Below are 11,303 nucleotides of genomic sequence, written 5' to 3' on the forward strand. Positions count from 1 at the left end.
AGGAATACACATGGATTTTTCAGGCTTTCCCGGCCTGGCGGGCAAGACCGCCATCGTCACCGGCAGTACGCAAGGCCTGGGCGCGGATATCGCGCGCGGCCTGGCGGCGGCGGGCGCCAATGTCGTGCTGGTCGGCCGCAACGCCGAGGCAGGCGAGGCGCTGGCCAGGGCGTTGGGCGACCGCGCGCTGTTCTGCGAAACCGATATCGGTGAGGACGCCCAGATCCAGGCCTGCATCGACGCCGCGCTGGCGCGCTTTGGCCGGCTGGATTTCCTGGTCAACAACGCCTGCCAGTATGCGGACCGCGGGCTGGCATCGTCGCGGGAGGAATGGCATCGGACGCTGGACACGAACCTCGTGTCGGCGGCGATCTTCACGCAGCTGGCGGCTGCGCATCTGCCCCGCGGCGGCGTGGTCGTGAATCTGGGCAGCACGGGCGGCAAGTTCGGCGCGGCCGGACGCGCGCTGTATCCGGCGTCCAAGGCGGCGCTGCTGCAGATCACGAAGAATTTCGCGGTGGAATTGGCGCCGGCCGGTGTGCGTGTGTTGGCCGTGTCGCCAGCGTGGACCTGGTCGCCGTCGGTGGAACAGCTGTCGGGCGGATCGCGCCAGGCAGCCGATGCGGTGGGCGCGCATTTTCATCCGCTGGGCCGCGTGGGTTCCGGCGAGGAGATCGCGGCTGCTGTGTGTTTTGCGTGCTCCGACGCGGCATCGTGGATGACGGGCGTCGACATTCCCGTGGACGGCGGCTTCTCGATCCTGGGCCCGGACCGCGGCATCTCGCCGCGCGTGTGGTTCAAGGAATTGATGCCGGACGTCCGCGCCTGAGAGGGTCGCCTGAGAGGGTCGCCTGAGAGGGTGTCAGACACCCGACTTAGTCCTAAGCCGGTCGGAGGGGAAAGCCGCAGGGGGCAGCCCCCCGATTGGGTGCTATGTCCGTTCCGCACGAGGGCTGCGCGGCTGCCAACGCCCTCGCGCGCCCATCAGCGAATCACGATCTCGCCTTCTTCCAGGCCAGCCTTGCCGCCCACCTGGTCTTCCAGGAACTCCTGCATCTTGTTGCCCAGCTGAATCTTGGTGCCGCTACAGAACCGCCGCGTGGCGGCGATGGTGGCGTTCTGCTGGGGCAGCAGGTCGCGGGCCAGTTGCGCTTCCTCGGTTTCCAGCCCGGCCAGGTCGCCGATGAGCTTGGTGTGCGTGTTGCGCGCGCGTTCGACCACGTCGCCCGTGGCCCGTTGCGGGTTCGCCTGCAGGAACATCAGCAGTTGTTCCAGCTTGGCCTTTTCCTCGTTCATCTTCAGGCGCTTGCGCGTGAGCGCCGAGCGTTTGATGTCGGCGTGCGGGTCCAGGCCTGCCTGCACCAGCGTCGGAATGCCCGCGGGCGAGCCGATGGTGCCGGCGCGCACTGCCAGCAGCGCGCGGGTCTCGCCGCCCGTGATGGCGCTTTGCTGCGTGTTGGGCGGGCCGACGTTCACGCTGCCGCCGGCGGCGATGCTGCACTGGCGGATTTCACGTTCGACATCGATGTCCTGGCCCGCGCTGATGACGGCGTTCTCGATGAACTTGGCCCGCAGCGTGCCGCCGCAGACGATGTGCGCGGTGCGCGGCGTTCCCGAGGCGTCGTGCACGGTTTCGGCCATGCCGATGATGCCGCCTTTGACGGTGACGCTGCCGCCGGCCTCGACCAGCGCGGCTTCGATCGTGCCGTTGACGACCACGTCACCGGTCACGCGCACTTCCATGGTGGCGGCGATGTCGCCGCGCACCTGCAGGGAGCCTTCGAAGTTGATGTTGCCGGTGGACAGGTTGACGGCGTCCACCTCCACCATGGGGTTGACCTGCACGCCGTGGGTGATGAGCGTCGGCGTGCCGGAAATGGCCGCGCGCAGCAGCAGCGGATCTTCCGGATCGATCTCGACGCCGGACAGTTCCTTGGAAAACGGGGTGTCCGGCAACTCGTCGGGCAGCACGGGCTCGCCCAGCACGTTGGTGCCGTCCACGCCGGGCAGCGGCGGAAAGCGGCGCATGAGCGGCGTGCCGGGCGACACAAGCAGCAGGCTGCCGAGATCGCGGTAATCCACCTGCGCCAATTCGTCGATGTCCTCGGCGCGAGGCTTCAGGCGGTCGAGCAGGCTTTCAAAGCGGGTGGGCGTGCCGCGCGTGGGCGGCGTGCCCTGCGCGGCCAGGATGGTTTCTGCGCGTCCCAACGCCACGGCCTCGGCCAGCGCGCCGTCCAGCACGCCATGCACGATGCCCTGATCCGCCAGGGCCTGGCGCACCGCTTCCAGCGTGATGGGCTTGCCGCCCTTGGGCGGGTGCAGCGTCAGCGTTGCCGCCATGAGGGTGGCGTTCAGCTCGATGTCGAAGCTGCCGTCCACGACCTTGCCGACGGGGCTCTGGACGGGCTCGGTGGCCGTGCGGCACAGGTCGATGAAGGCGACGATGGCGTGATTGTCGAGCGCATCGGGGCCCCAGCCTTGCGCGGCCGCGGCGGCGACCAGCACGTCCCACGTCGGAAGGTCGGTGTTGACCGGCGGGGCGTCGGCCTCGTCGGCAACCGCAACGTCGGCATCCTCGTCGGCGGTCTGGGCATTGGTCTGGGAGGACGGTGAACCAGCCGGTGCATCGGCAGGGTCGCCGCCTTCCGCTTTCGCTGTGCCGGGTGCGCCGTCGGCGACGGCGGATTCGGGACGAGGTGGCGGCGTATACACCGCCGTCAGGACGTTGGTGTCGGCATCCAGTATCAACTGGAGCAAGTTTTCTGCGCCCATTTCACCCTCTCTCCGATTCCGGCACGAGCGGCCGGTCCAATCATTTGGTAATTGAACGAAATATTACGTCATATTCTTTGCCGGGACGATCTTTACCGACGGTAACAGCCAAAATTTATCGGCCGCATGGCCTAGTCGCGTCCCCGATTTTCCCTGGGAAACGTGCGCGCCATCGCGATCTAGATCATCGGCAGGAAAGACAGGACCGGGATGGCGCAAGCAGCATAAGGGCTCGCCAACGCGTCTCAGGACGCCGCCGGAGCCCCGTCCCATGTCCCAACCACCTTCCTCCATTCTTTCGGCCACGCGCGCCATCCTGGCGCGCGCCGGCGGGATGGCGGCGCTGGCGACGGGTGCTCTGGCGCTGGCGGCCGCCGCGCCCGTGCAGGCCGCCGACACCTACCGCTACAAGGATCCGTTCGGCGTCTGGCGCACGATGAAGGTGCCAACCGGCACCGGTAAATACTACAAGCGCGCGCAAGCAAGAACCGCGCTCCGCGGCGGCGCCGAGAAATTGTGCCTGACCTGTGAGCCGGAAGCCGGTGACGGCGCCCGCCGCGTGACACGCGCGCCCGCCGAACCGGCGTTGCGCTGGAGCACCGTCAAACCCACGACCAAGCACGACAACCTGATCGCCCGCGCTGCATTGGATTCGGGAGTCGACCAGGCGTTGCTGACGGCCGTCATCGCCATTGAATCGGGCTTTCGCAGCGATGCCCGCTCGCCCAAGGGCGCGCTGGGCCTGATGCAATTGATGCCGGCCACGGCGGCGCCGTTGCTGTCGGTGGATGACGTGGAACGCGCGCTGGTGGATCCGGCGACCAATGTGCAGGCCGGATCGCGCCACCTGCGCCGGCTGATCGACCGGTATCCGGGCCGCCTGGATCTTGCGCTGGCCGCGTACAACGCGGGCGAGGGCGCGGTGCGCAAGTACGACGCAGTGCCGCCGTACGCGGAAACCCAGGCCTATGTGAAGAATGTGACGGCGCTGTACGAGCAGTACAAGGCGCCATGAAGCAAGCGGGCGCGAAGCCCGCTCCGGACAACCGCTTAAAGCTCTGCGAACACCTTGTCCGCGATATCCAGCGTGGCCTGGATGACGGTGTCGTCGTGCGTGGCCGACACGAAGCCCGCTTCGAACGCGGACGGCGCGAAGTGCACGCCGTTGTCCAGCATGGCATGGAAGAAGCGGTTGAATGCCGCCGTGTCGCAGGCCGAGACCTGCGCGAACGAGGCCGGGATGCTGTCGCTGAAGTAGATGCCGAACATGCCGCCCACCGAGTCCGCCGAGAAGGGCAGGCCGGCCTTGCGCGCGCGTTCCTGCAAGCCTTGCGCCAGCTTGGCGGTCTGCGCCGACAGATTCTCGTAGAAGCCCGGCGCGCCGATCAGTCGCAGCGTGGCCAGACCCGCTGCCACGGCCACCGGATTGCCGGACAGCGTGCCGGCCTGGTAGACGCCGCCCAGCGGGGCGATGTGCTTCATGACTTCGGCGCTGCCGCCGAAGGCGCCCACCGGCATGCCGCCGCCGATCACCTTGGCCAGCGTGGTGATGTCGGGCTTGACGCCCGTCAGGCCCTGCACGCCTTGCGGTCCCACGCGAAAGCCCGTCATGACTTCGTCGAAAATCAGCAGCGCGCCGTGCTGCGTGCAGACCTCGCGCAGACCTTCCAGGAAGCCGGGCGCCGGCTTGATGAGGTTCATGTTGCCGGCGACCGGCTCCACGATGATGCAGGCGATGTCGGCGCCGTGCTGCGCAAAGGCTTCGCGCACGGCATCCAGATTGTTGTATTCCAGGGTCAGCGTGTGCGACACGAATTCCGGCGGCACGCCTGCCGAGCTGGGGTTGCCGAAAGTCAGCAGCCCCGATCCGGCCTTGACCAGCAGACTGTCCGAATGGCCGTGATAGCAGCCCTCGAACTTCACGATCTTGGCGCGGCCGGTGGCGCCGCGCGCCAGACGGATCGCCGTCATGGTGGCTTCGGTGCCCGAGCTGACCAGTCGCACCTGTTCCAGCGACGGCAGGCGCGAGATCAGCACTTCGGCCAGCTCGATTTCCGCTTCGGTCGGCGCGCCGAACGACAGGCCGTTGACGGCCGCTTCCTGAACCGCGCGCACCACTTCCGGGTGCGAGTGGCCCAGAATGGCCGGGCCCCACGAACCGACGTAGTCGATGTACTGCTTGTCTTCCGCATCCCACACGTACGGGCCTTGCGCGCGCTTGATAAAGCGCGGCGTGCCGCCCACAGAGCGGAAAGCGCGAACGGGCGAGTTGACGCCGCCGGGAATGCTGCGGCAGGCGCGGTCGAAGAGCTGAGCGTTACTGGACATGGCGATCAAGGCTTACGGTTGGAGTTGGCGGAATAGGGCGCGGAGCAGGCCACGGCGGCGGCCCGGACGCTGGGCGCCTCGAACAGCGCCGTGATGACGGCGATGGCGTCGGCGCCGGCCTGGGCCACGAGCGGCGCATTGGCGGGCGTGATGCCCCCGATGGCGACCACGGCGGGCCGGGGCGCGTCGCGCTCGTCGGCAAGGCGGCGGGCTTCGGTCAGGACGGATAGCGGCGCGCGCACCGTGTCGGGTTTGACGGTGGACGGGAACATGGCGCCGAACGCGATGTAGTCTGCGCCCGCGTCGAGCAATTCACGTGCCCGCGTCAGGTCGTCGTAGCTGGAGCCGCCCAGGATCAAATCGGGGCCGGCTTCGCGGCGGATGTGCGCCAGGCTTTCGTCGTCGCGCCCCACGTGCGCGCCGTCTGCGCCGACGTCCAGCGCCAGGCGCCAGTCGTCATTGATGAGAAACACCACACCTAGTTCGCGGCACAGCGGCGCCAGGGCGCGGGCCTGCGCGGCGCGCACGGCGTCAGGCACGTTCTTGCGGCGCAATTGCAGCGACCGCATGCCGCCCGCGGCCGCGTCACGCACGGCCTTGAGCAGGCGGTCGGTGTCGTCCCATTCAGGCGTCACGCCATACAGGCCGGTGGGAAAACGCAGCGATTTCATTGAGGCAGAATCCGATTAGGAATGCGCCGGCCCATGCCCGGCAGGAAGCTGGCGGCCACGGCGGCGTCGGCGTGGACCAGACCCTGGCGCACGGCCTCCGGCATTTCCAGGCCCTGCGCCAGCATGGCGGTGATTGCGGTGGCGGCCAGCCCGCCGGCATCGCCGTTGCGGTCGGGGGGCGCCTGCCAGGGCCACGTATGGGTCTGGCCGCCGGGTCCGAGCAGTACGTTGGCGAAGTGGCCGGGGCGCTGGGGGCTACCCAGCACCAGCACCCACGCCGCGCCGGCCGCCACGAGGGCGTGCATGGGCGTAGGTGCGTCCCCGATATCGATGTCGCCGTCGGCGTGCCACTGGGCGAGGCGCAGGTGTTCAATGACCAGCAGGTCGGTCTGCGGCAGCACCAGTTCGAGGGTCGCGGCCAGCAGGTCGTCGGCTTCGTCCTCGTCGGCGGCATTGGCGGGCACCTGCGCGCGCTGGCCCAGGTGCAGCACCAGCGGGACCTGGCTGTAGTCGGCGGCAACCTGCGCCGCCACGCTTGCCGTTTCCGCGGTGTATAGTCCGCCCACCTTGATGGCCTGAACCGACATGTCTTCGAGCAGGCAACGCGCCTGGTCGTCCAGCAGATCGGGGGAAACGGGGTGGATTTCTTCGATGCCGGCGGTGTCCTGCACGGTCAGCGCGGTTACGGCCGCCAGGCCATGACAGCCCAGACGGGCGCAGGTGACGGCATCCGCGGGCAAACCGTCTGATCCCGAGGGATCGAGCGGGCCGAAGACCAAAACGAGAGGGGGAGTAACGGGGGCCACGTGACAGTGCTTGATTGAGGGCGCCCCGGCTCATTTGGCATGAATCAGGGGAACCCCTATTGGGTTTCGGTAAGATTGTCCCCATTCTAATGGAAGCCCCTCACCTTTGCCCCACCGCGGGGACGCCGGTGGGGTTTTGATGTAAGAGAGAACTATGCGTACTTGGATGTGTCTGATTTGCGGCTGGGTCTATGACGAAGAGGCCGGCCTGCCCGACGAAGGCATTGCACCCGGCACCCGCTGGGAAGACGTGCCGCCAAACTGGGTCTGTCCCGAATGCGGCGCCCGCAAAGAGGACTTCGAACTGATGGAAATCTGAAACCGTCACGCCGACAACTTCCGCCAGGGCTCGTAAGATGGGGCATACCCCATTCTTCGTAACCGCCGGACTGCCGCCAGGCATGACGTTTGCGTCTGCGCAATCACTCCCAACGGTTTTCTCAGACTACCCATGAAGGGGTTGCCATGACGGAAAAACACCACGAAAACGCCAGCACCGAGGCGGCCAACTTCGCCAACCAGTTCCTGATCGCCATGCCGGGCATGGTCGAAGGAAGCCTGGCGGGTTCCGTCATCTACGTGTGCGAGCACACTGACCGCGGCGCGCTGGGACTGGTCATCAACCGTCCCACCGATCTCACGCTGGGCACGCTGTTCGAACGCATCGACCTGACGCTCGAGATCGGACCCGTCAAGGACACGTTCGTCTTCTTTGGCGGACCGGTCCAGACGGATCGCGGCTTTGTGCTGCACGCGCCCGCCGGCGACTACAGTTCCAGCATCAAGCTGGGCGACATGGCGCTGACCACCTCGCGCGATGTGTTGCAGGCGGTGGCCGATGGCAACGGGCCGGCACGCATGCTGGTCACGCTGGGCTACGCCGGCTGGGGCGCAGGCCAGCTAGAAAGCGAAATGGGCCAGAACGCCTGGCTGAGCGTGGGCGCGGACGCGCACATCATCTTCGACGTGCCGCCCGAGGAACGCTACCCCGCCGCGCTCAAGCTGCTGGGCATCGACCCGGTCATGCTGGCGGGCGACGCTGGCCATGCCTGAAGAAACCCTGCTTGCCTTCGATTTCGGCGAAAAGAAGATCGGCATTGCCATCGGCAATACGCTGACGCGGCAGGCGCGTCCGCTCGAAATCATCTTCAGTGAAGTCCGCGACGCGCGCTTCGGCCGCATCGCGGCACTGCTGCAGGAATGGCAGCCGCACCGCGTCGTCGTCGGTCTGGCGCTGGACGCAGAAGGCGGCGAACAACCCGCCACGGCACGCTGCCGCCGCTTTGCCAACCAACTGAATGGCCGTTTCGGCATCGCCGTGGAACTGGTGGACGAACGCGGCTCCAGCATGGAGGCGCAACGCCTGCTCGGCACACATGCCGCGGACGACGCGATGGCGGCGGCGGTTATCCTGCAACGCTATCTGGATGCCTTGCCCGCGGTCTGACGGCCGCGGCCTGTCTTGCCCATGCTCAATCCGCAACTCGACCGCCGCGGCGAACTCACGCATCTGCTGACTACCGAAGGGCTGCCGCGCCGGCACGTCGAGCGGCTGCTCGAGATGGCGCGCGCGCCGTCGGCGTCCGACGATTCGCCGCCGTCCATCGCGCCGGATATGCCGATATTTCTGTGTCTGCCCGACACGGACACTGCGGCCCGCGACGCCTACGCCGCTGCCGCGGCCAGCCTGTCGATGCTGCCGGTGTCGCTGGAACCGCAAGCCATTGAGGCCCTTGCGGAAACGGCCGCTGCGCTGGCGCCGGGTGTGCTGATCCTGCGCCACGGCCAGAGCGGCGCGGCCCATTGCGCTGTGGCCCATGCCTCGCCCGGCCTGCACGTACTCAATGCGGGTGATGGCCGGCATGCCGATCCCGTCCTCGCGTTAGCGCTGGTGCAGGCCATCATCGAGATCAAACCTGACCTCACCAGCCTCGTCGTGACGCTGGTGGGCGACATCCGCCATTCGGGTGTGGCGCGTTCCGTCATCCATCTGCTGACCACTTTGGGCGTGCCCGAAGTGCGCGTCGCCGCGCCACGCACGCTGCTGCCTGACGGCCTGGCGCAACTGGGCGTGCGCGCGTGCGCAAAGCTGCAGGAAAGCCTGAGCGATGCGGACGTGGTGATCGCGCTGCCGCTGAATGTCGAAGAAATCAGCGGCGCGCAGCTTCCGTCGGCGCGCGAATACGCCTGCACCCACGGCATCACGCTCGCGGCGCTGGCGTTTGCCAAGCCGGATGTGCTGCTGCTGCCAGCGGGCGGGCTGGTGCCGGGCGTGGAAGTGGATGGCGACATCGCCGCCGCCCTCGAACCCGCCGAGGCACGCGTCGCGGCGCTTAAACAACCCCTGCGCACGGCGGTGCTGCGCGTGCTGGCCGGAGCGGCGCCATGAGACTGCACATAGCCAACGGCCGGCTGATCGATCCCGCAAACGGCGTGGATGGTCAGCACGATCTCTACATTGCCGCGGGCCGCATCGTCGCTGTGGGCGCGGCGCCCGACGCCTTCCAGGCGGATCGGCGTATTGATGCAACGGGCCTGGCCGTGTTGCCGGGCCTGATCGATCTGTCGGCGCGCGTGACGCAGCCGGGCAACGCGGGATTTGCTCCCGGTGAACTGCGCGCTGCCTTGGCCGGTGGCGTGACGCGCCTGGTGCTGCCGCCCGATGCCGAAAATCCGCCGGACGAACCGACCAAGCTCGAGGCGCTGCTGCGCCACACGCAGGCGGGGCAGTGCGCAGTTCACCCGCTGGGCGCGATGACCGTGGGCCTGGCCGGCGAAACACTGACCGAAATGGCGCTGCTGGCGCGGGCAGGCTGCATCGCGTTCGCACTGGGCGAGTCGCTCGTGGCGGACACGCGGGTGCTTTGGGGCGCGATGCGTTACGCAAGCGGTCTGGGCCAGACGCTGTGGCTGCGTGCGCAAGACCCCTGGCTTGCACGGGGCGCCTCGGCCGCCAGCGGCGCGTACGCGGAACGCCTGGGCCTGGAAGGCATGCCGGCGCAGGCAGAGACGGTGGCACTGCAGACGATCTTCGAATTGCAGCGCGCGACCGGCGCGCGCGTGCACCTGTCGCGCCTGTCGACAGCGGCCGGCGTGGATCTGTTGCGCGCGGCCCGCCGGGAAGGCCTGCCGGTCACGGCGGATGTGTCCATGAACAACCTGCTGCTGACGGACGTGGACATCGGCTTCTTCGACACGAATCATCGCCTGTCGCCGCCGCTGCGCGGCCAGCGTGACCGCGACGCGCTTCAGTCGGCGCTGGCGGAGGGCGTGATCGACGCGCTGTGCTCGGATCACACGCCGGTGGACGCACGAGGCAAGGCCGCCCCGTTCGCGGCCGCCACACCGGGCGCAACCGGTCTTGAACTGCTGCTGTCGCTGGCTCTGAAGTGGGCGCGCGACAGCCGCCGTTCAGTCGGCGACGCGTTGGCACGCGTGACGTCGGGCCCGGCCACCGTGCTGTCCGCCGTCGCGCCGCACCTGGGTCCATGCGGCAATCTGGGTGTGGATGCGCCGGCAGACCTGTGTCTGGTGGACCTGGACACCGAATGGATGGTGATGCCGGCAGCACTGCAAAGCCGCAGCGCCCAGACACCTTTCGCAGGTATGATGCTGCCCGGTCGAGTACGAGCCACCGTGGTCGGTGGCCAACCGGCCTGGGAGACTCCAGTTTGAAGCTGCTGCGCTTTGTCCTACGGCTGAGCCTTGTCCTGCCCCTGATCATTTTCGGCCTGCTGAGCGTGGGCCTAGCCTACCCCCTGATGCGCCCCGCAGCCCGCGCCCGGCTGAACCGCCGGTGGTCACGCTGGCTGATGGCAGCCTGTGGCATCAAGGTCATCCTCAAGGGCGAACCACGCCTGGAAGGACCGGTGCTGCTGGTGGCCAACCACGTGTCGTGGGTCGACATCTTCGTCCTGAACTCGGCCCGCGCGACGTCTTTCGTGGCAAAGAGCGAGATCCGCGCCTGGCCGGTGATCGGCTGGCTGGTCGCCGGCGCAGGCACGCTGTTCATTGAACGCGGCCAGCGCCACGCGGTGCACGCGATGGGCGAGTCGATGCAGGCGCGCTTCAAACAGGGCGACGCGGTCGGCCTGTTTCCGGAAGGCACGACGACCGAAGGCTTCGAGCTCCTCCCTTTCCACGCCAGCCTCTTCGAACCCGCCCGCGCGGCGGCGGTTGAAATCCAACCCGTGGCGTTGCGGTTCATGCAGCACGGCAAGCGCAGCGGATATGCGGCGTTTGTGGGGGAGGAGTCTTTGGTGGGAAACCTTTGGCGGGTGCTGGGCGTGACGGGTTTATCCGTCGAAGTGGTGTTTCTGCCGCCGCTGGCTGCGCGTCATCCGGACGGGAGTCTGCCGACGCGGTTGGAACTGTCGCATCAGGCTCGGGATGCGATTGCTTCGGTGCTTTGATTTGCGTGATTTCTGGCTGGCTTTGACCTAGCACCGTAGGTCTTTGTACGTTGCTTGCTGGTGATGCGGTGTTCGTTCTTGACGTGTCCTGCACGGTGACGTGGTTCGGGTTTTGAGACGTCCGGTGCGGTGGCGAGTATCGTTCTTGAGGCGTCCGGCACGGTGGCGTCCCGGGGCGCGCGGGGCCACGATTGCGGTCCGGAGCCTTCGCTCCGGACTTCCCCTTCGTCATCTTCGTCCGCCTTCGGCTCCCTTCAGATTCCCTCGGGCTTATCGACGCCCCGCGCACCCCGGGACGCCACCGCACCGGACTC

The 11,303-nt window shown here is 67.7% G+C and carries 12 protein-coding genes; 8 read left to right on the plus strand and 4 right to left on the minus strand.

Annotation, left to right across the window (positions count from 1 at the left end; translation table 11 throughout):
• The first annotated feature begins 10 nt into the window (after positions 1-10).
• Positions 11-829: an SDR family oxidoreductase gene (locus AC6CIE_RS15540; protein ID WP_498092747.1), complete on the plus strand. Its 819-nt coding sequence runs from the start codon at positions 11-13 to the stop codon at positions 827-829.
• A gap of 155 nt (positions 830-984) precedes the next feature.
• Here the strand turns inward: AC6CIE_RS15540 and AC6CIE_RS15545 are convergent, their stop codons facing one another.
• Positions 985-2,772: a flagellar assembly protein A gene (locus AC6CIE_RS15545; protein ID WP_498092749.1), complete on the minus strand. Its 1,788-nt coding sequence runs from the start codon at positions 2,770-2,772 to the stop codon at positions 985-987.
• A gap of 271 nt (positions 2,773-3,043) precedes the next feature.
• On the opposite strand from AC6CIE_RS15545, the gene AC6CIE_RS15550 reads away from it, so the two are divergent.
• Positions 3,044-3,787 (plus strand): lytic transglycosylase domain-containing protein, encoded by a 744-nt coding sequence (locus tag AC6CIE_RS15550; RefSeq protein ID WP_175139624.1) that lies wholly within the window; start codon positions 3,044-3,046, stop codon positions 3,785-3,787.
• A 35-nt stretch (positions 3,788-3,822) separates the two neighbouring features.
• Here AC6CIE_RS15550 and hemL read toward each other — a convergent pair whose 3' ends face one another.
• The 3 genes from hemL to AC6CIE_RS15565 are packed head-to-tail and all read right to left on the minus strand — an operon-like array spanning position 3,823 to position 6,592.
• Positions 3,823-5,100, minus strand: a complete 1,278-nt coding sequence (gene hemL, locus AC6CIE_RS15555; protein ID WP_498092751.1) for a glutamate-1-semialdehyde 2,1-aminomutase — start codon at positions 5,098-5,100, stop codon at positions 3,823-3,825.
• 5 nt (positions 5,101-5,105) lie between these two features.
• The gene (thiE, locus tag AC6CIE_RS15560; protein WP_498092753.1) at positions 5,106-5,771 is read right to left on the minus strand and encodes a thiamine phosphate synthase; all 666 of its coding nucleotides are present in this window, start codon (positions 5,769-5,771) and stop codon (positions 5,106-5,108) included.
• The gene (locus tag AC6CIE_RS15565) at positions 5,768-6,592 is read right to left on the minus strand and encodes a hydroxymethylpyrimidine/phosphomethylpyrimidine kinase (protein WP_349677776.1); all 825 of its coding nucleotides are present in this window, start codon (positions 6,590-6,592) and stop codon (positions 5,768-5,770) included. The genes thiE and AC6CIE_RS15565 overlap by 4 nt, the downstream gene beginning before the upstream one ends.
• A gap of 139 nt (positions 6,593-6,731) precedes the next feature.
• Between AC6CIE_RS15565 and AC6CIE_RS15570 the strand changes: the two genes are divergently transcribed.
• The 6 genes from AC6CIE_RS15570 to AC6CIE_RS15595 all read left to right on the plus strand — a co-directional run bounded on the left by AC6CIE_RS15570 (position 6,732) and on the right by AC6CIE_RS15595 (position 10,989).
• The gene (locus AC6CIE_RS15570; protein ID WP_003814980.1) at positions 6,732-6,896 is read left to right on the plus strand and encodes a rubredoxin; all 165 of its coding nucleotides are present in this window, start codon (positions 6,732-6,734) and stop codon (positions 6,894-6,896) included.
• 146 nt (positions 6,897-7,042) lie between these two features.
• The gene (locus AC6CIE_RS15575) at positions 7,043-7,630 is read left to right on the plus strand and encodes a YqgE/AlgH family protein (protein ID WP_498092755.1); all 588 of its coding nucleotides are present in this window, start codon (positions 7,043-7,045) and stop codon (positions 7,628-7,630) included.
• Positions 7,623-8,024 (plus strand): Holliday junction resolvase RuvX, encoded by a 402-nt coding sequence (ruvX, locus tag AC6CIE_RS15580; RefSeq protein WP_175125920.1) that lies wholly within the window; start codon positions 7,623-7,625, stop codon positions 8,022-8,024. The genes AC6CIE_RS15575 and ruvX overlap by 8 nt, the downstream gene beginning before the upstream one ends.
• 21 nt (positions 8,025-8,045) lie before the next feature.
• Complete coding sequence (locus tag AC6CIE_RS15585) at positions 8,046-8,966, plus strand: aspartate carbamoyltransferase (protein ID WP_498092757.1); 921 nt, start codon at positions 8,046-8,048, stop codon at positions 8,964-8,966.
• Positions 8,963-10,252: a dihydroorotase gene (locus AC6CIE_RS15590; protein ID WP_498092759.1), complete on the plus strand. Its 1,290-nt coding sequence runs from the start codon at positions 8,963-8,965 to the stop codon at positions 10,250-10,252. The genes AC6CIE_RS15585 and AC6CIE_RS15590 overlap by 4 nt, the downstream gene beginning before the upstream one ends.
• Positions 10,249-10,989, plus strand: coding sequence for a lysophospholipid acyltransferase family protein (locus AC6CIE_RS15595; RefSeq protein WP_279975174.1), 741 nt, complete (start codon positions 10,249-10,251; stop codon positions 10,987-10,989). The genes AC6CIE_RS15590 and AC6CIE_RS15595 overlap by 4 nt, the downstream gene beginning before the upstream one ends.
• The last annotated feature ends 314 nt before the right edge of the window (positions 10,990-11,303 follow it).

The sequence above is a fragment of the Achromobacter sp. GQ309 genome, from assembly GCF_059759315.1.

Bases quoted from the DNA above. Each gene is read 5' to 3' on its own strand.
- hemL (WP_498092751.1), bottom strand. From the start codon at position 5,100: ATGTCCAGTAACGCTCAGCTCTTCGACCGCGCCTGCCGCAGCATTCCC.
- AC6CIE_RS15540 (WP_498092747.1), top strand. From the start codon at position 11: ATGGATTTTTCAGGCTTTCCCGGCCTGGCGGGCAAGACCGCCATCGTC.
- AC6CIE_RS15585 (WP_498092757.1), top strand. From the start codon at position 8,046: ATGCTCAATCCGCAACTCGACCGCCGCGGCGAACTCACGCATCTGCTG.
- ruvX (WP_175125920.1), top strand. From the start codon at position 7,623: ATGCCTGAAGAAACCCTGCTTGCCTTCGATTTCGGCGAAAAGAAGATC.
- AC6CIE_RS15570 (WP_003814980.1), top strand. From the start codon at position 6,732: ATGCGTACTTGGATGTGTCTGATTTGCGGCTGGGTCTATGACGAAGAG.
- AC6CIE_RS15545 (WP_498092749.1), bottom strand. From the start codon at position 2,772: ATGGGCGCAGAAAACTTGCTCCAGTTGATACTGGATGCCGACACCAAC.
- AC6CIE_RS15550 (WP_175139624.1), top strand. From the start codon at position 3,044: ATGTCCCAACCACCTTCCTCCATTCTTTCGGCCACGCGCGCCATCCTG.
- AC6CIE_RS15590 (WP_498092759.1), top strand. From the start codon at position 8,963: ATGAGACTGCACATAGCCAACGGCCGGCTGATCGATCCCGCAAACGGC.
- thiE (WP_498092753.1), bottom strand. From the start codon at position 5,771: ATGAAATCGCTGCGTTTTCCCACCGGCCTGTATGGCGTGACGCCTGAA.
- AC6CIE_RS15575 (WP_498092755.1), top strand. From the start codon at position 7,043: ATGACGGAAAAACACCACGAAAACGCCAGCACCGAGGCGGCCAACTTC.